Consider the following 16,909-nt stretch of genomic DNA (forward strand, 5'->3'; position numbering starts at 1 on the left):
AATGGGGCGGCTCTCCCTGGATGCCGATAACATCGGCTGGCCACGTGCACAGGAGAGACAAGCCATGGACTACTACGCTGGTTTAGATGTCTCGATGAACGAGACCCACATCTGTGTGGTCGAGCGGGATGGAAGCGTTGTTCTGCAGGCGAAGGCCTCCAGCACCCCAGAAGCGATCGCCGGCGTGCTGGAGACGGCACCCGCCTGCCAGACGATCGTGCTCGAGACCGGCCGCATGGCGCCGATGCTCTTCCATGGCCTGGCCGCCCTCGGGCTGCCGGTGATCTGCATCGAGAGCCGGCAGGCCTACCAGGCGCTTAAATCTCTGGCGACGCACAAGACCGACCGCAACGATGCCCGCGGGCTGGCCCATCTCGCCCGCACCGGCTTCTTCAAGCCCGTCCACGTCAAATCGCTGCCGGCTCATGCGGTGCGCGCCCTGATCATCGCCCGCAAGAAGCTGGTCGGGCAGCGCGTCACCCTGGAGAACCAGATCCGCGGCCTCGCGGTGGTGTTCGGAGTCCGCTTGCCCCGCGGGTTGAGCCCGCGCTTTACCGAGCAGGTGATCCAAGCCAGCCAAGAGATTGCAGGTCTATCGAGCGCCAGGCACGGCCTGCTTGCAGCCCGCAAGGCCGTTCTGGAAGCGGTCGTGACAATCGACCGTGACATGCGCCTGCTAGCCCGTTCGTCACAGGCCTGCCAGCGGCTGATGACTATCCCCGGTGTGGGGCAACTAACGGCCCTGGCCTTTGTTGCCACCATCGATGCACCGGAGCGCTTCCGCCGATCGCGGGATGTGGGAGCCTATCTCGGCCTCATGCCGCGGCGCTTCCAGTCGGGCGAGATCGACTATATCGGCAGCATCTCGAAGTGCGGCGACCGGCGGGTGCGAACCCTGTTGTACGAGGCCGCCAACGTGATGCTGACGCGCTACCGCGGGGCCTTGGCTCTCAAGGAGTGGGCGCTGGGCATTGCCCGGCGATCGACGATGAGGTAGGCGCGCGTGGCGCTGGCCCGCCGATTGGCGATCATCATGCAGGCCATGCTCCGGCACGGCACCACCTTCCAGGCAGCTTAGGAGGAGCAACGGAAACAGGTCGAGCCGAGCTCCCGAGCGGAGCGCTGCCCAAGGGAGGGCGTGGAAGACGACGCCGACTTTGTCGCATGCGGCCTGTGCCAAGGGTCGACTGCGGTTTCAACCAAGTCGCTCCACCCCAGCTGACCCCATCAAGTGCCCTGGAGCACGCAGAGAACGCAGAAACCCTTTGGGATCGCAAAACCGCTCAGGATCGGAGGGCTGCCCCTCGACCCATTAGAGAACGAAATCGGCACGTGCCGGACAGGAAGCGTACTTCTGCAATGCCAGGATAGATCCCTACTACCGGCATTCACTACTAAATCGGTTCGGTCAGTTACAGACTGATATCGGGGGAGATCAACAATGCTCTGATCCCATGTCTGCGCCGGAGCGCTTACATCTTTTCAGCGATCCTGCAACCTGGTGCGCATGGATGCGGTGTCGACCATGCTCTAGAGAATCGGGCGAGCGGCGGGAGAGGAGAGTTCGCGAAGGTTCACGAGAAGACCTTATCCGTTAAACCGAAATGGTCGTCCCAGGCGTAAGATTGGCCAAGGACGACCTGCATGGTCAAGAACGCGTCGGCCTACTTCAACATGGACGTGACGTTATCTTTGGTCACGCGGTCAATGCCGGCATACACGATGTCCTGGACCTTTTCACCCTTCTTGAGCTGCAGAAGGATATCCATCGCCTTCTCGCCCATTTCATAGGGGCGTTGGCCCACGAGAGCATTCGCATAACCATCGCGCAGCAGTTCGAGTTGCACCTTCAGGGTGTCCGCCACCACGAGGGTAAACTTGCCTTGGTCCATTGCGCTCTTGTTCTTGTTCACGAAGCTCTTGTACGCTTCGGGAACGAACATCGGCCAACCACCTACCGGCACGATAGCAGCGAGGTCCGGGTTAGCGGTCTTCAGATCCTGCATCTGCTGCACGGCAAGTGCCAAATCGTCATTGCAATAGGTAGGCGAGCCGGACGCTTCCGTCCATTTGGAGCCTTTCAGCGCGTCGCGAACGCCCTCGACGCGTTCCTTCAGGTTGGCAGCGGCAGGTCCGCCGGACACCATGGCGAATTTGCCGCCGTCCGGCCGCATCTTCAGGAGTTCCTCGCCGAGCGCGCGCCCCATGGCCCGGTTGTCGGTTCCCACATGAGCCTGGCGTGCGGAGTTGGGAGCATCCGCGTCGAACGTGATGACCGGAATGCCCGCATCGCGTGCTGCCTTGATCACGCGCACCGCCGCGGCGGCATCCGACACGGAGATGGCGATACCGTCGACTTTCTGGCTGATCAGGTCCTGAATGATCTGGGCTTGGCTCGCCGGCTCATGCTCAACAGGGCCTTTGTAAATGCATTCGACGTTCCCGAGCTCTTTCGCCCGCTTCATGCACCCATCGCGGGAGAGATCGAAATAGGGGTTGTTCATCGCCTTCGGGACGATGGCGAATTTGTAGGTCTGTTGGGCCGCTGCGGGGGCTGTCAAAGCGGCTGCAGCGATCGCGGCAAGGATCAGGCGTTTTATCATGTCTTCTTCCTCCTGGTTGATGGTGGCCTGATGGTTAGGGTCTCATAACCGACTTCTGTCGTCCGGCTGTTCAAAGCTGCTTTCGAAGGCAGTGTCTAAGATGCCATTCGCAAGGTACGCAGACGGTCGACCAGAACTGCTAGGATGATGATCGCGCCGACGAGCACGATCTGCCAATAAGCGTTGATGCCCGCGAGAACGAGACCATTGCGAATGACTTCGATAAGAAGAGCCCCGATTACGGCTCCGGCCGGACCTCCGATGCCGCCGTTAAGATTGGCGCCGCCGATGACGGCTGCCGCGATGATCGTCAACTCGTAGCCTGTCGCCAGATTGGCAGGAGCCGAGCCGAGCCATCCCAGCATCAGGATTCCGGCAAAGCCCGCGAAGAGGGCGGACAAGACGTATACTGCAATCTTCACCCGCTCGATAGCGACACCAGTAAGAGCTGCTGCCTTCTCGTTTCCCCCTAAGGCGAAAACATGCCGTCCGAACGCCGTGTGATGAAGAGCGATACCAATGATGATTGCAAGTATGAGGAGATAGATGATGGCCACCGGCACGCCGGCGATGTCGCCGTCGGTGATGCCGTAGAAGAGATCGACATCCGGTCCGGTCGGAGCTTGCCCCCGCCCTTCCGTGACCGCATAAGCAAGGCCACGCACGATGGAGAGCATACCCAGCGTCGTGACAAAGGGTGAGAGGCCGATCCGTGCGATCAACAGTCCATTGGCTAAGCCAACGAGCAGAGCGACGCCGAGGCCAGCACCTAGCGACACCAGCATCCCAGCAATCGGAACGCTGTCGAATGCAGTGCCGCTCACGGTTTGCATGACGATGGCACAGGTAATGGCCGAAAGCGCCATGGTGGAGCCCACGGATAGGTCTATGCCGCCAGTGACGATCACGAGCGTGACTCCGAGAGTCACGATACCTACGAACGAGAAGTTCTTCGCCACGTTGGCTAGGTTGCCCGAGCTTAGAAAGGCCGAACTCAGGAAGGACATTACAATCATGATCGCGATGAGGGCAGCCGCGACATAGGCCGTTTGGCTCGCGAAGAAGCCGCGTCGCCACCAGCGGGTTCGCCCCACATTCGAGAAGTCGCTCGTCTGAGAGCCGGTTGCTGGAGATAGCTCGCTCATCACGCCGCCTCCTTGGCGCCCGTAATCAGCGCAGTGATTTCCTCGGGGCTCGATTGCCCAATCGGCTTGTCAGCGACCTTCGTTCCGCGCCGCATGACGATCACCCGTTCACAGACCGAGAACACATCGGGCATACGGTGCGAGATCAGGATGACGGCAATCCCCGCATCGCGTAACCGGCGGATGAGATCGAGGACCTCGGCTACTTGGCGAACCGAGATGGCGGCCGTCGGCTCATCCATGAGAATAAGCTTGGCCTTGGCGAGCCTCGTGCGTGCAATCGCCACGGCCTGCCGCTGGCCGCCCGACATAGCGCGGACGACATCATCGGGGCGCGTCTCGGATTTCAGTTCGCGAAACAGGTCCGCTGTCCGTTGGTTCATGGCCGCGTGATCTAGGAAAGAGAAGGGGCCGACCCTGCGCTTTAGCTCGCGCCCGAGGAATACGTTGGCGGCAGCCGTTAGGTTATCGGCAAGGGCCAGATCCTGATAAACGACTTCGATCCCAATGGATCGGGCATCGATTGGCTTCGTGAAGTGAACCTCCTGGTTCTCGAACAGGATCCTGCCATGGGAGGGGGGGAAGTTGCCCGCGATGATTTTCACGAGGGTCGATTTGCCAGCGCCATTGTCACCCATGAGGCCAACGACCTCACCAGGCTTGATCGTGAGGTTGACATGGGAAAGAGCCCGAATGGCGCCGAATTCCTTCCCGACGTCCTGCAGAACGAGGAGCGACAAGCTTCTTCCCTCCCTTGCACTCTAGGCTTCTCGCCTGGGCGGCATCTTTGCGCCGTCGCGGATCAAAGCACGAGATCCTGTGCAATGTCATCTGCTACTTCGGTTGTGACAGACTCAACTGCCACAATTAGAGAGTATGCTAGCACTCATCTCACGTTGATGGCACTCACTGCAAAATCTGTCTTTTCGCAGGTGATCAAATTCTCCCCCTCACGAAGTATCACCTCCTTGTTCCACACAAACCCTTCGTGTGGACTATCGCAATCCCCCTTTTGTTCGCCATTCGGGAGTTAGCGTCGTCCGATCAGCCCGTAAATAAGGAAGGTCTGGATTTAGCACGGGCCTGACCTTAGCTTTACTTTCACAATGTTGGGATGAGCGGGCCTTCGTTCAGGCCTCCGGTACTACCGAGCTTGGCACCGGGCGGACCTTGCCTGAATTTCCGCATAGGCGGGATGAGCGGACACTTACACGGTTGCGCTTAAAGGCCATTCCTGATCGAGGCCGTGTGGAAACGCGCTTGCTGAACAAGGATGCTGATCGCTGTTTTGCGAGAGCCATGATCGCGCCTCGGTAGATGATGGGGTTCAGACCGCCAGAGCCTTCAGCAGGGGCCCGACACCCAGAATGCTGATCATCCGCTTCAGGTTGTAAGCCAGCACGTGCAGGCTCATCTCGGTTTTGACCTTCTCCAGCGTCTTCATCAGGAAATGGGTACTGCCCATCCAGGCCTTGATGGTCCCAAACGGATGCTCCACCGTCTGCCGGCGAATGAGCATAGCCTCTGGCATGCGCTCCAGCCGGTCCTGCATGCGGTCGAGCACATCCTCGTGCTGCCAGCGCTTCACCCGCTTGTGCGTGTCCGGCGTGCAGCGGGGCTTGTGCGCACAGGTCGGACAGGCGGTGAGGTTGCGGTAGTGGTCAATGGTGTCCCGGCGGTCTGAGCGCACCTTGCCCCTGGTCAGATGCTGGCCCGCCGGGCAGGTGTAGCGGTCATGCTCGGCGTCGTAGATGAAGTCCTGCCCGGTAAACAGGCCCCGTTTGGTGTTGCCGCAGGTCTGGGTCTTGGGAACATAGGGCAGGACACCGCTGCCCTCGCAGGCCAGCACCTCGTCACCGCTGTAGTAGCCGCGATCCGCCAGCACGGTGAGCTCCTCACAGGCCATCACAGCCCGGGCGTGCTGTCCCATCGCCAGCAGTTGCGTGCGGTCGTTGCCGACATTGGTCACCTCGTGCGCCACGATGAGATGGTGCTCGGCCTCCACTGCCATCTGGACGTTGTAGCCGACGATGCCGGTGCCCTTGCCGCTGGTGGCCATGGAGCGGGCATCGGGATCCGTGAGAGAGATCTGCTGGTCGGGCGCAGCCTCCACCTGCTGTTCCATCTCCTTCAGAGACTGCATCGCCCGGCGCAGGCCCGCGATCTTCTGCTTCAGGCGGGTTGTCCTGGCCTCGGTCTCCGCGCCAGCCTGCCGGTCGGCGCGATCCAGTGCGGCCAGGTAGCGGGCGATGCCAGCCTCGACCTGCTCGATGCGCTTGGCCACCTTGGCCACGGTGAAATTCTTATCGCGGTTGTTGACGGCCTTGAACTTGGAGCCATCAAGGGCGACGACGGCCCGGGTGAACAGGTTGAGCTGGCGGCACAGCCCGATGAACTGCGCACAGGCCGCGCGGATGGCTGGTCCATTGTCGCGGCGGAAGTCGGCGATGGTCTTGAAGTCGGGCATCAGGCGGCCGGTCAGCCAGATCAGTTCGAGGTTGCGCTGGGTCTCGCGTTCCAGGCGGCGGCTGGACGGGACGCGGTTGAGGTAGCCGTAGATGTAGATCTTGAGCAGGGTGGCGGGATGATACGACGGCCGGCCTGTTGCCTCCGGCACGATGCCGGCAAAGCCGAGGGCCACCAGATCCAGCTCGTCCACGAAGGCCTCGATGATGCGCACAGGATTGTCGGGCGCCACATAGTCGTCCAGGCAATCAGGAAGCAGGGTAGCCTGCCGGCGGTCGTCCCCTTCAACGAAACGCTTCATCGCGACCTCCGCTGATCTGCATCAGCTTAGCAGATCAACGCGTTTCCACACAGGCTGGACCCATTTCGGACCTTTAACCTTCAGCCTACTTTCATAGCAGATTGGTTCCCATCCACGACAGGGATATCGTCCTGTGCACGCGCCAAAGGACATGGAGCATCAGCAGGAAGGCTGCGTTCATTGGATTGTCTTGAGTGATGGCATGCCGGGCACGAACAGGCGTTCCCGCTGGGAATGAGCCGAGGTGAACGTGGATTCAACTGCTTCCGGTTAAGTTCGAGCCAAGCCAAATCCTTGAGAGCAAAAATTGGGCGGAACACTGGATATTGAATTCGGGGCGTTAGCCAGGAGAGCAATGTTTGCTCTTCATCGGCATGATCGTGACCTCCCCGCCAGGGGCCGCGACGAATCCGATCCCCGCCCGCTCCAAGGTGCCGCGGATGGCCAGCAGAATCCGACCATCGTGGCTCTGTTCGTTCTCAACCCGTCGGATCGTCGAGACCGATACACCTGCCTTTTCCGCCAGCTCGCGAACCGACCATCCAAGAATGCCCCGAGCAGCCCGCACCTGCCACGACGTGAGCGGGCCATTGGCATGAGGTGGGAGAACCCCTTGCGGCGGGACGACGAACGTTCCCTCGGGCTCACGGCCTGGGTCGGCGATCCGCTGTGCGGCACCCACCCATTCGACTGGGGTGCCTTCCTCATTGAGCACGGGAGCAATGCTACTCCTGAACCAATGGTATTCGCCGGTCCTATCCCGAACACGGTACTCGTAAGACGACACCAGGCGCGTGTCCATGATACGCTGCACGGTCTCGTGAATCCGCTCCCGGTCGGCGGGATGGAGCGCGTTGAGCCAACCCCAATCTTGAATCTGACCGATGTCTTGCCCCGTCCAGGCCCGCCACTCGGGCGAGTCGGAAACCCTCCCGCCAGGACTGAAAGTCCAGACAAAATCGCCTGCGGCCTTCATGAGCGCCCGATGACGGGTATCGAGTTCCCGCAAGGCTCTCCTGGTTTCCTGGCTCGCGAACTCCGCTTCCTTCTGGGACGTCATATTGAAGGTGATGCCGATCACGTGATCCGCGCCGCCATACGCGGCTGGCATGACCCTGACCCGCGAGCGAAGCCAGACAACCCTGCCGTCGTTATTGGTGCGTCGGTACTCGGCGCTAAATGCTTTGCCTGAGTGCCGCGTGGCCCGTACCAGGGCCTCGATCTTCGCTCGGTCGTCAGGATGGATGCTGCTCTGAAACTCCTCGACCGTTTCCGAACCGACACCGAGGATGTCTTGGGCGTTGGCCGACCGTGTCACCTGCCCGGTTTCAAGGTTGAAATCCCAGGTGACCATGGGACCTTCAAAGTGAGCTTGGCGCAATCGCTCCTCATGAACACGCAGCAGTTCTTCCATCTCCCGTTTGGCGTGAATGTCCTCGGCGGTCCCGACCCATTCCCGAACCGGTCCGTCCTGCGGCTTGATCGGCACCGCCTTGCAAAGCACCCAGCGGTATTGGCCGCTCCGATGCTGGAGGCGAAAGCTCATCTCGAAGTACGAGCCGATCCGCACCGCCTCATCCCAGGTGGCTCCGACGGCATCGACGTCCTTGGGGTGGATCGCGGCGAGCCACCCCCGGCCTGTGCAGTCGTTGACGGGCCGGCCCGTGAAGTTGGCCCAGGACTGCGCCTCGATGGCGTCTCCTTGGGAGGTCGCCCGCCATTCACCGATGCTGCTGGCCAAGGCCAGAGCGCGATAGCGCTCCTCCCGGGCGGACAGCTCCAATTGGGCTTCACGGATGTTCGTGATGTCGATCAGCATGCCCGCGGCCCAACTGGCCTTGCCGGCTGGGTCGTGGAAGACCTCTCCCTTGCTGGCGACCCACCGCACGGTGCCCTGCGGCTGAATGATGCGAAACTCGGAGTCGATGTATTGGCCGCGGTCGGCCAGAACTTGGCCGGCGGCGGGGCTCCGCGCTCGATCCTCGGGATGTACCATCCGTAGGAAGAGATCGTAGGATGGTGCCACAGACCGAGGCTCCAGACCCATGACGCGGAACAAGCCGGCCGACCATGTGACCTCGCCGGTGTTGCAGTCCCATTCCCAATAGCCAAAGGGAGGCTGGGCCTTGCCGTGGTCGATCAGATCCGGACCGTCATGTGTCTGGGCAGCGTTATTCATCGGCTTCATCTGTGGGAGAACTCCCGGACTCTGAGGCTTTGCAGTGGCGGGAAGGAGGACACTGTCGCCATAGTCCAGCGGCGGGTGTCCTTTAAATCCAGGTTTTTCCGGCGTTTGTTCAAGGTGTGGGCAGATCAGAGCAAATTTTGTTCTTTGCCCCTCCTTCGCCCAAGCCGCAAGCGTCCGCAAGAACATTTTTTGCATTGGCTGGACCGCTCGAGACGGCTCGACTGGTAGGCCGCGGCAATTATCTGCATACTGCCGCCGCGCCATGTAACAAACTTCAGGCATGGCTCAGTAAACATGCCGACCTTGATTGTCGTCGTGACCCGCCGGTCAAGCAACTGCCGGCGAACTGCGAATGCCATGAACCCCTACGATGCCAATGCGGTGGTATTTCAATCTCACGGACGGAATTGACATCATACACGACAACGAGGGCGTGGAGGTATCCTGCCCGGACGAGGCCTTCCTCCATGCACGCAGGGCCGTCGAGGAACTCAGCAACGACGATTCAAGGGCCTCGAGTGAATGGCAGGGCTGGTGGCTTGAGATCGTCGATGGTTCGGGGGTGTCGGTCAAAAGCCTTCCACTCGATGGCTCGCTACGCGAGCCGCTCCTTCAGCACTGAGGCCGACGGCATGCCTTCGCAGATCGACGGCTTTTCAAATCGTGTGGGCTGTCAGGCGTGTGCATGCACGGACGGACCAGGAGTTGATCCGGATTTTGGAGAACGTAATGCTTGGGACGACTGGCACTCCCACCGGACTTGCCTGGACCGGGGTGAACCCGGACAGGGACGAGGTGTGCATCATCCGCGCCTATGTCCAGCTTGCCCTCATGCGGTGGGAGGCGCCTGGCTTGCCTACCGTGACCGTTTCCCGGTGCGGTGCGCTGGAGGTGCGACTGACCGAAATCCCGGAGGAGCAAAGGCTTCCGGCCGCGCCATGGCTCTGGCTGGAACTCTACTCCCCCGCCAGGCACCGCGTCATCGACAGTTGCGGATGTACCGAGTTCGACGAACCTGAGCTGGCTCGGGCGGTGGATTTCCTCGCCAATGCAAGACAGCGAACTCAAGAGCTTCAAAAGGAGGATGCGGCTTCACCCGGCTGCGCACGGGAGGTCCTTAGCCATGGACCTTGCCGTTGTTCCCATGCCGAGCCGGGCAATCCCGCCAGACGGAGCAGGGCCCACCTGCATGAGAGGTGACATGCCCCGCTTCTATTTCGATGTTTGGGCGGGAGCCGAATCCATGCCCGATTCGGAAGGTCTTGAACTCGATAGCCTGAAGTCAGCCGAGCACGAGGCGACGCAGACTGTGCTGACGCTTGGGCGTGATTGGCTGCCACGCGCCCAGGAGGTTCGTGTCGAGGTCAGGGACGAGCAGTATCAGCTGCAACTGACCTTGAGGGCTATGCTGACTGTGGAGCGGCCAGGATGAATGTTCTGGAACCGGCGGAACACATGGTTAGGTGGTGCGGGAACTCTTCAGCGCGCCGACGGATATCTTCAGGATGTATATCATAGCCTAAAAGGCCGCTCATGGCACATCTGGGACGCTCGCCCAAGGGCCCCAATCCTCACGTAACCGGACGCTCCGAAAAGTGAATGGTTTTCACTGCCTGACCCATTCCGGACCTTCCCGATGACGACAATGTCGCATTGCTCTTAGGGCCCCCTCAATGAAACTCTGACGGGGCATTGGTGAGGCTGCCGTTCCAACTAAGTGTAGGGACCGTTTGAACCTCTCGCCTCCGCTCCGGCTATGACATTTCACCTAGCCTTCGCGGGTTGTTCCGAGTTGCTCGCGCGTTGGCATGCCAGCCTGCGCGCCTGGAGCAAGGCAAGCCAAGGATGCCCCACGGACAGCCCGATGAAGAGCACTCGTGAAGGGCATGGCTTCATCAAGGCCATTGGCCAGGACGCCGACGAAGGTGTCTCCGGCTCCGGTCGTATCAATCGGCTGGATCAGTCCCGCTTCAACCCTCTCGCTGTGCCCGTCAGGGTGAAAGGCAAACGCCCCGCGCGCGCCCGCGGTGACGACGCAAAGGCATCCCTTCCCTGACAGATACGAACCGGCATCCCTGAAATCGTCGTTCTTGCAGCCAAGGAGCGCTGCCGCCGCGATCGCCTCGTGCTCGTTGACAACGAAAATGTCTGTGGTGGCGAGAAGATCAGAGAGGTCGCTGGCCGGAAATGAAGGTGGAGCGGGTGCCAAGTTCCAGATGACGCGCCCACCCGCCGCCCGCACATGCCGGGCAACGTCAAGGGAGGCAACGAACGGAACCTCCATCTGGAACAGCGCGACCGTCGCGGCATCCACGGCAAAACCACGAACCGCTGCTTTCGTCAGCGAGGTATTCGCTCCGCTGGCAACGGTAATTGCGTTCTCCCCGCGCTCGTCGACGGTGATGAAGGCGCATCCGGTCGGCTCGGCACTATTGGCGACGAGATCAGCCATGACACCGTTGCGAGCGAGGTTGTCGCGTGCCGATCGACCAAAGGCGTCGTTGCCGACGCAGGCCACGATTGCGACTTGGTGCGGCAACGATGCGCGTGCGGCGGCGACCGCTTGGTTCGCGCCCTTCCCGCCGAACAAGGTCTCGTAACGCGGCGAGAGGACGGTCTCGCCGGGCTGTGGAATCGCGGCCACGCGGGCGACCAGATCGATGTTGATGGAACCGAAGACAAGGATCATGTCACACGCGCCCGCTGTCGAATCAGTTTGGACTCAGCCTTCGGCATCCATGGCGTGAAGCATTTCCACGCGGCGACGGCAGTCCTCGTCGGTGGAGAATTCCGCTGTCAGGTAGGACTCAACGAGATCCTGTGCGAGCCAGGAGCCAACGATCTTGGCGCCGATGCACATCACGTTCACGTCGTCATGCTCAACCGACTGGTGCGCTGAGTGGATGTCGTGGCAGACGGCGGCGCGAATGCCCTTGACCTTGTTGGCCGCAATCGACGCACCGACGCCGGTGCCGCAGACCATAATGCCGCGCTCGGCCTCCCCGGACTTGACCTTCTCGGTCAAGGCGCGGGCGATGTCCGGAAAATCGACGGGCTTATCATCGAAGGAGCCTACATCGATGACCTCATGGCCGAGCGAGCGAACGTGCTCGACCACCGCATTCTTGAGGGGCCATCCGGCATGATCCGACCCGATTACAACGCGCATTTGGTAACCTCTCCTTCATGGTTGCAGGTCGGGTGGCGCTCAGCGCCACCCGATGTCTCCGTGGCTCAGCTCCGCATTTCCTGCGGCAGCTCGCTGCCATGGAACTTCTTGTAGATCTCGTTCAGCTTGCCATTCTTCAGATTGGTCGAGATCCACTCGTTGAGCTTCTCGACCAGGCGCGGCTCGCCCTTGCGTACACCGACGGCAAGGTCGAAGGTGCGGATAAGCACCTTGGGCTCGAACACGCGGGCCGGGTTCTTGACGCCGATCTGGTTCACGATCGTTGCTGACGTCGCGACGCAATCAGCCTGACCCGAGACAGCAGCTGTCACCATTGTGGCATCGTCGTCGAAGCGAGCGAGGGTGAGGTTGCGATCCTTCATGTTCGTCAATTCGGTATCCTGCGTCGTGCCGCGGGAGACGGCGATCGTCTTGCCCTTCAGGTCATCCCAGCCCTTTGCTTCAACGGTCTTCAGGCAGCCGACCACGGACTGCAAAGCTGCATAGGCCTTGGTGAAATCAATCACTTTGGCACGCTCCGGCGTGACCGAGAGTGTCGAGATGATGATGTCCGCCTTGTTGGTCTGGACGTTCGGTATCCGGGTCGCGCCGGTGGTCTGTACGAACTCAAGCTCAAGTCCAAGGTCCTTCGCGAGAAGCTGGGCGGTTTCCACATCAGATCCCGTCGGCTTAAGATTGGCATCGATCATGCCGGACGGTGGAATTGCTAGGTCGGTTGCAATGCGGATCTTCTTCGCCTTCATGATGTCGTCGAGAAGGTCAGCATGTGCAGCTGTGGTGCCGAGCGCTACCATGCAGGTCACTGCGACTGCGGCAGCGGAAAGTGGGCGCTTCATCATCGTCATTATCTCCCTAGGTCTTCGTTATGGTTCAGAGCCCGGTGCCAACGAACTGGGCGAGTTCCGGAGTTGCAGGCGATGTCAGGATCGCGGCAGGCCCGGTCTCATGGACCTTGCCGTGGTGCATGAACACAACCCGGTTGGCGATACCCCTGGCAAATCCCATCTCGTGCGTGACCATCACCATGGTCATGCCATCCGCAGCGAGCGCCTCAATGACTTTCAGAACCTCGCCGGTCAGCTCCGGGTCGAGGGCCGAGGTCACTTCGTCGAACAGCATCACCTTGGGCTGCATGGCAAGCGAGCGGGCAATCGCCGCGCGCTGCTGCTGGCCCCCGGAAAGCTGTTCGGGATATTGGTGGAGCTTGTCTTCCAAGCCGACCTGGGCAAGGACCCGCCGCGCCTGTTCCTTCGCCTGAACCTTCGAGATGCCCTTCACGGAACAGGGGGCGAGAGTGATGTTCTCCTCGATGGTCAGGTGAGGAAACAGATTGTAGCTTTGGAAGACGATGCCGACGTCCTGACGTAGCGCTCTTAGGTCGAGCTTTGGGTCGCTGACGCGATGGCCGCACACGACGATTTCGCCGCTGTCGATGGTCTCGAAGCGGTCGATGCAGCGAAGAGCGGTGCTCTTGCCCGAGCCGCTGCGCCCGATGAGGACGAGAACCTCGCCGCGATTGACCTCGAAGCTAACCCCGTTGAGTACCTTGAGCGCGCCGAAGCTCTTATGCACGTTCGAAAGGCCGACGACCGATGAAGCGGTATCTGTTCTGGTGATCTTGTGCATGTCAGGCAGCCTCAAGTTCGATGCGGGCCCGGCCGCCCCGCATTTCCAATCGGTGACTAAACAGCGAGAGCGGATAGCAGAGGGCGAAGTAGATGACGGCGATAATGGTGTAGATCAGGAAGGGCTCGAACAGTGAGTTGTTGATGATCTGGCCCGATCGCGCGAGTTCCACGAAGCCAACCACCGAGGCCAGCGAGGTGTTCTTGATGATCTGCACCATGAAGCCCACGGTCGGCGGCGTCGCGATTTGGACGGCTTGCGGCAGGATGACCTTCATCATCCGTTGGGAGCGGCTGAGGGCGAGTCCCTCAGCTGCTTCCCATTGCGGTTTTGGAACAGACTCGAAGCAGCCGCGCCAGATCTCGCCGAGATAGGCACTGACGAAGATCGTGAGCGAGGCGCCTGCGGCCATCAGGGGAGAGACGGTCACGCCGAGGGCCGGCAGGCCGAAATAAGTCAAGAACATAATTACGAGAAGGGGGGTGCCCTGGATGAGCTGGACATAGCCGGCGCTTAGAAGCCGCACGATCCGGCTCGGCGAAATACGGCAGAGAGCGATGACGAAGCCGGCGATCCCACCGCCGAGCAGGCCGATGAGCGACAGTCCGATGGTCCACAGCGCTCCGTACCCAAGGAACATCAGGTGATTGGCATTGAGCGAACCGCCCATCTTGTCCTCACAAAGGGGTGCCAAGGCGTCGACGACGCGGGAAGATCACGAGGCCGAGAAGCCAGAACCCGGCCCGCATGACCAGCGACAGGACGATGTAGACGAGAGCCACAAGGATATAGGTCTCAAACGCGCGGTAGGTGTCGGATTGAATGTAGTTCGCAACCGCCGTCAGCTCCTCGGCCGAGATCTGCGACGTCACGGACGAGGCCAGCATCAGCAGCACGAACTGGCTCGTTAGGGCCGGGTAGACCTTCTCGATCGCCGGCAACATAACGACATGCCAGTAGATCTGGGACCGGGACAATGCCAGACCTTCGGCGGCCTCGATCTGCCCGCGGGGAATGGCGTCAAAGCCCGCGCGTATGATCTCAGTCGTGTAGGCGCCGACATTGATCGTGAGCGCCGCGGCCGCGACCGTGAAGGCGGAGAACTTCAACCCCAGGCTAGCGAGGCCGAAATAGACAAGGAAGATCTGGACCAGAAGCGGCGTGTTGCGTATCGCCTCGACATAAACGCCGCAGATCCGCGCAATGATCGGATGGCTGCTGCGTCTGCCGATGGCGCCAAGAACACCGATGACCGTGCCCAGCAGGGTCGCGATGAAGGCGAGCTGGAGGGTGAGCAGGGCTCCCTCCAAGAAGGCCGGCCATCGCTCAAAGATCGCTGCGAAATCCAGGTTGAGGTTCATCTCAGATGATCCGGGGCTAGGTCGCAGCTTGGTTCGTCATCCGGTCGTAAACCCGGAAGAGAGCCTGGTTGCCGTTCGTGCCTTCACCATGGGCGCGCGCCTCGACATACTGGCTGGTCACGAGCGACGTGCCCGGTAACGGAACTGACAGAGAGAGAGCCTGCTCCTGCACAAGTCGAAGGTCCTTGAGCATCAGGTCGATGCGGAAGCCGGCCGACGCGTCACCCGCGATCATAGCGGGCCCCAGCTTGTCGAGCATCCAGGACGCGGCCGAGCCGCCCAGCAGCACATTGCGGAGTTGATCGAGGTCCACGCCGGAGGCGCGGCCAAGCGCAAGCGCCTCGCAGATAGCTTGGAGGTTGATGCCGCAGACGAGCTGGTTGCAGAGTTTGATGGTCTGTCCGGCCCCGGCCTCACCCACATAGGTGATCGTCGTGCCCATGGCCTGGAAATACGGCTCCGCACGCCGGAAGGCGTCTCGGTCGCCTCCGACCATGATCGAAAGCGAGGCATTCTTGGCGCCGACCGGACCACCGGATACGGGCGCATCGAGAAATTCCACGCCGGCGGCCTTGAGATCGGCATGCATGCGCCGCACGGCGACGGGAGAAATCGTGCTCATGTCGACGAGGAGACGGCCGCGTGGCGGCGACGCTAAAACGCCGCCTTCGCCGTAGACGATCTCCTCGACCTGCGGAGTATCTGGGAGCATGGAAATGACGATGTCCGCGTCGCGGGCGGCATCGGCCGGGCTCTCAGCGCCGGTGGCACCTTGGGTAACGAGGTCGTCGACTGCCTCCTTACGTACGTCATAGGCGCAGACTGCAAATCCGGCCTTGAGCAGGTTGAGCGCCATCTCGCGCCCCATCGTCCCCAGTCCGACAAAGCCGATCGTCGCATTCTGTTCGTTCCGTCCCATCGTGTCTCCCTGTTCTTGGTCAAGTGTCATGAGGCGCTCCGGGCGTCGGACTCGCCGATCGCGGCACGGCGACGGAAATCGTCGCCGATCGCGAAATGCTCTCGCAGGACCCTTTCCGCATGCTCCGGGTCCCGGCCGACGATGGCGTCAAAGATCCGGCGATGATCCTCGATCAGGTAGGTTTTCATGGATTCGAACACCTGAAGAAGCTCCCGGCGACCGCGGTGGGAGCGCATCAGAATACCGGACAGCGAGTTGTGCAGCACGATCAGCGTCTCGGACTTGCCTGCGTTAACGACGGCGCGGTGAAAGTCATAGTCGGCGGCGCTGCCGCCGTCGGGATCGTCGATGGTCTCGACGATGCGTGCGAGCGCCTGCTGCAATTTTTCGAAGTCGGACACTGTGGCCCGCTCGGCGGCAAGCCGGACGGCTTGGCATTCGATCGCGATGCGCGCCTGCATCACGTCGTCGACGACGTCAGACTGTTGCGCAAACGCAAAAGTGAAAAAGTCATTTAGAACAGATGGGTCGGGCCGGCGAACGATTGTTCCGACTCGGTCGCGGATTTCCACAACGCCGAGAACCGTCAGGGCGCGCAGCGCCTCACGCAGGATCGGTCGGCTCACACCGAGCTGCGCAGCGAGATCGCGTTCAGGGATCAGCCGGTCACCCGGTCGCAATGAGCCCGCAAGCAAACGCTCGCGCAAGAAGGCGAAGACCTTCTCGAACCCCTTGCCGCCACTCTCCCTAAGCCGCGTGATTTCTAGATCAGCGGTCATTCATCTTACCTTGGTCAGACCAGAATACATACCAAGCTCATCTGGTCAAGCGCAGAATGCCTTGGGGGATGTGCGAAGGACCTAGGATAGGTTCGGCTTGGCTTACGCAATAAAACAAACTCACATTATGAGGCTGTTATCGGGCGAATTTTACGACTAGGCCTTACGCATCAAGGATCGGATCGAGTCCATGAACGTCTCACGTACAGCAGTTCGTTGAGGATCGTCTCGCGTGCTGTCGTTCGATTGTGAAGGTCTCCTAATGGGATGGTCCGGCCGTGCTCCTTTCCCGCTTGCCTGTAAGCTGTGGGGCTTCGAGCCACGCAAGGAG

At 61.0% G+C, this 16,909-nt stretch carries 15 protein-coding genes and 1 pseudogene; 3 read left to right on the forward strand and 13 right to left on the reverse strand.

Annotated elements, in window-relative coordinates; genetic code table 11:
• Window positions 1-64: 64 nt before the first annotated feature.
• A pseudogene (locus JKL45_RS24120) lies at window positions 65-1,078 on the forward strand (IS110 family RNA-guided transposase).
• A 586-nt stretch (window positions 1,079-1,664) separates the two neighbouring features.
• Here JKL45_RS24120 and JKL45_RS24125 read toward each other — a convergent pair.
• From JKL45_RS24125 to JKL45_RS24145, 5 genes are all read right to left on the reverse strand, one after another.
• Window positions 1,665-2,600 (reverse strand): sugar-binding protein, encoded by a 936-nt coding sequence (locus tag JKL45_RS24125; RefSeq protein ID WP_201864366.1) that lies wholly within the window; start codon window positions 2,598-2,600, stop codon window positions 1,665-1,667.
• A 98-nt stretch (window positions 2,601-2,698) separates the two neighbouring features.
• The gene (locus JKL45_RS24130; protein WP_201864352.1) at window positions 2,699-3,748 is read right to left on the reverse strand and encodes an ABC transporter permease; all 1,050 of its coding nucleotides are present in this window, start codon (window positions 3,746-3,748) and stop codon (window positions 2,699-2,701) included.
• Complete coding sequence (locus JKL45_RS24135) at window positions 3,748-4,488, reverse strand: ATP-binding cassette domain-containing protein (RefSeq protein ID WP_201864353.1); 741 nt, start codon at window positions 4,486-4,488, stop codon at window positions 3,748-3,750. The genes JKL45_RS24130 and JKL45_RS24135 overlap by 1 nt, the downstream gene beginning before the upstream one ends.
• Before the next feature lie 587 nt (window positions 4,489-5,075).
• Window positions 5,076-6,515: an IS1182 family transposase gene (locus tag JKL45_RS24140; protein ID WP_201864354.1), complete on the reverse strand. Its 1,440-nt coding sequence runs from the start codon at window positions 6,513-6,515 to the stop codon at window positions 5,076-5,078.
• 340 nt (window positions 6,516-6,855) lie between these two features.
• Window positions 6,856-8,703, reverse strand: coding sequence for a PAS domain-containing protein (locus tag JKL45_RS24145; RefSeq protein ID WP_201864355.1), 1,848 nt, complete (start codon window positions 8,701-8,703; stop codon window positions 6,856-6,858).
• A gap of 370 nt (window positions 8,704-9,073) precedes the next feature.
• On the opposite strand from JKL45_RS24145, the gene JKL45_RS24150 reads away from it, so the two are divergent.
• Window positions 9,074-9,325 (forward strand): DUF6894 family protein, encoded by a 252-nt coding sequence (locus tag JKL45_RS24150; protein ID WP_201864356.1) that lies wholly within the window; start codon window positions 9,074-9,076, stop codon window positions 9,323-9,325.
• 579 nt (window positions 9,326-9,904) lie between these two features.
• On the forward strand, window positions 9,905-10,135 hold the full coding sequence (locus JKL45_RS24155; protein WP_201864357.1) for a DUF6894 family protein: 231 nt from the start codon (window positions 9,905-9,907) through the stop codon (window positions 10,133-10,135).
• 336 nt (window positions 10,136-10,471) lie between these two features.
• Here the strand turns inward: JKL45_RS24155 and JKL45_RS24160 are convergent, their stop codons facing one another.
• The 8 genes from JKL45_RS24160 to JKL45_RS24195 all read right to left on the reverse strand — a co-directional run bounded on the left by JKL45_RS24160 (window position 10,472) and on the right by JKL45_RS24195 (window position 16,578).
• A complete protein-coding gene (locus JKL45_RS24160) occupies window positions 10,472-11,392 on the reverse strand; it encodes a ribokinase (RefSeq protein ID WP_201864358.1) in 921 nt (306 codons plus the stop codon).
• A 33-nt stretch (window positions 11,393-11,425) separates the two neighbouring features.
• A complete protein-coding gene (gene rpiB, locus JKL45_RS24165) occupies window positions 11,426-11,872 on the reverse strand; it encodes a ribose 5-phosphate isomerase B (RefSeq protein ID WP_201864359.1) in 447 nt (148 codons plus the stop codon).
• 65 nt (window positions 11,873-11,937) lie between these two features.
• Complete coding sequence (locus JKL45_RS24170) at window positions 11,938-12,729, reverse strand: transporter substrate-binding domain-containing protein (protein ID WP_376771072.1); 792 nt, start codon at window positions 12,727-12,729, stop codon at window positions 11,938-11,940.
• A 34-nt stretch (window positions 12,730-12,763) separates the two neighbouring features.
• Complete coding sequence (locus JKL45_RS24175) at window positions 12,764-13,519, reverse strand: amino acid ABC transporter ATP-binding protein (RefSeq protein WP_201864361.1); 756 nt, start codon at window positions 13,517-13,519, stop codon at window positions 12,764-12,766.
• Window position 13,520: 1 nt separating this feature from the next.
• Window positions 13,521-14,189, reverse strand: coding sequence for an amino acid ABC transporter permease (locus JKL45_RS24180; protein WP_201864362.1), 669 nt, complete (start codon window positions 14,187-14,189; stop codon window positions 13,521-13,523).
• Between the two features lie 7 nt (window positions 14,190-14,196).
• Window positions 14,197-14,880: an amino acid ABC transporter permease gene (locus tag JKL45_RS24185; protein ID WP_201864363.1), complete on the reverse strand. Its 684-nt coding sequence runs from the start codon at window positions 14,878-14,880 to the stop codon at window positions 14,197-14,199.
• Window positions 14,881-14,896: 16 nt separating this feature from the next.
• Complete coding sequence (locus JKL45_RS24190; protein ID WP_201864364.1) at window positions 14,897-15,829, reverse strand: NAD(P)-dependent oxidoreductase; 933 nt, start codon at window positions 15,827-15,829, stop codon at window positions 14,897-14,899.
• A complete protein-coding gene (locus JKL45_RS24195) occupies window positions 15,826-16,578 on the reverse strand; it encodes a FadR/GntR family transcriptional regulator (protein ID WP_201864365.1) in 753 nt (250 codons plus the stop codon). Before JKL45_RS24195 ends, JKL45_RS24190 begins: the two co-directional genes overlap by 4 nt.
• Between the last annotated feature and the right edge of the window lie 331 nt (window positions 16,579-16,909).

The organism is Microvirga soli (genome assembly GCF_016734765.1).
Lineage (GTDB): Bacteria > Pseudomonadota > Alphaproteobacteria > Rhizobiales > Beijerinckiaceae > Microvirga > Microvirga soli.

Bases quoted from the DNA above. Each gene is read 5' to 3' on its own strand.
- JKL45_RS24185 (WP_201864363.1), bottom strand. From the start codon at position 14,880: ATGAACCTCAACCTGGATTTCGCAGCGATCTTTGAGCGATGGCCGGCC.
- JKL45_RS24145 (WP_201864355.1), bottom strand. From the start codon at position 8,703: ATGAAGCCGATGAATAACGCTGCCCAGACACATGACGGTCCGGATCTG.
- JKL45_RS24190 (WP_201864364.1), bottom strand. From the start codon at position 15,829: ATGACACTTGACCAAGAACAGGGAGACACGATGGGACGGAACGAACAG.
- JKL45_RS24170 (WP_376771072.1), bottom strand. From the start codon at position 12,729: ATGAAGCGCCCACTTTCCGCTGCCGCAGTCGCAGTGACCTGCATGGTA.
- JKL45_RS24195 (WP_201864365.1), bottom strand. From the start codon at position 16,578: ATGACCGCTGATCTAGAAATCACGCGGCTTAGGGAGAGTGGCGGCAAG.
- rpiB (WP_201864359.1), bottom strand. From the start codon at position 11,872: ATGCGCGTTGTAATCGGGTCGGATCATGCCGGATGGCCCCTCAAGAAT.
- JKL45_RS24130 (WP_201864352.1), bottom strand. From the start codon at position 3,748: ATGAGCGAGCTATCTCCAGCAACCGGCTCTCAGACGAGCGACTTCTCG.
- JKL45_RS24155 (WP_201864357.1), top strand. From the start codon at position 9,905: ATGCCCCGCTTCTATTTCGATGTTTGGGCGGGAGCCGAATCCATGCCC.
- JKL45_RS24175 (WP_201864361.1), bottom strand. From the start codon at position 13,519: ATGCACAAGATCACCAGAACAGATACCGCTTCATCGGTCGTCGGCCTT.
- JKL45_RS24180 (WP_201864362.1), bottom strand. From the start codon at position 14,189: ATGGGCGGTTCGCTCAATGCCAATCACCTGATGTTCCTTGGGTACGGA.
- JKL45_RS24150 (WP_201864356.1), top strand. From the start codon at position 9,074: ATGCCAATGCGGTGGTATTTCAATCTCACGGACGGAATTGACATCATA.
- JKL45_RS24140 (WP_201864354.1), bottom strand. From the start codon at position 6,515: ATGAAGCGTTTCGTTGAAGGGGACGACCGCCGGCAGGCTACCCTGCTT.
- JKL45_RS24160 (WP_201864358.1), bottom strand. From the start codon at position 11,392: ATGATCCTTGTCTTCGGTTCCATCAACATCGATCTGGTCGCCCGCGTG.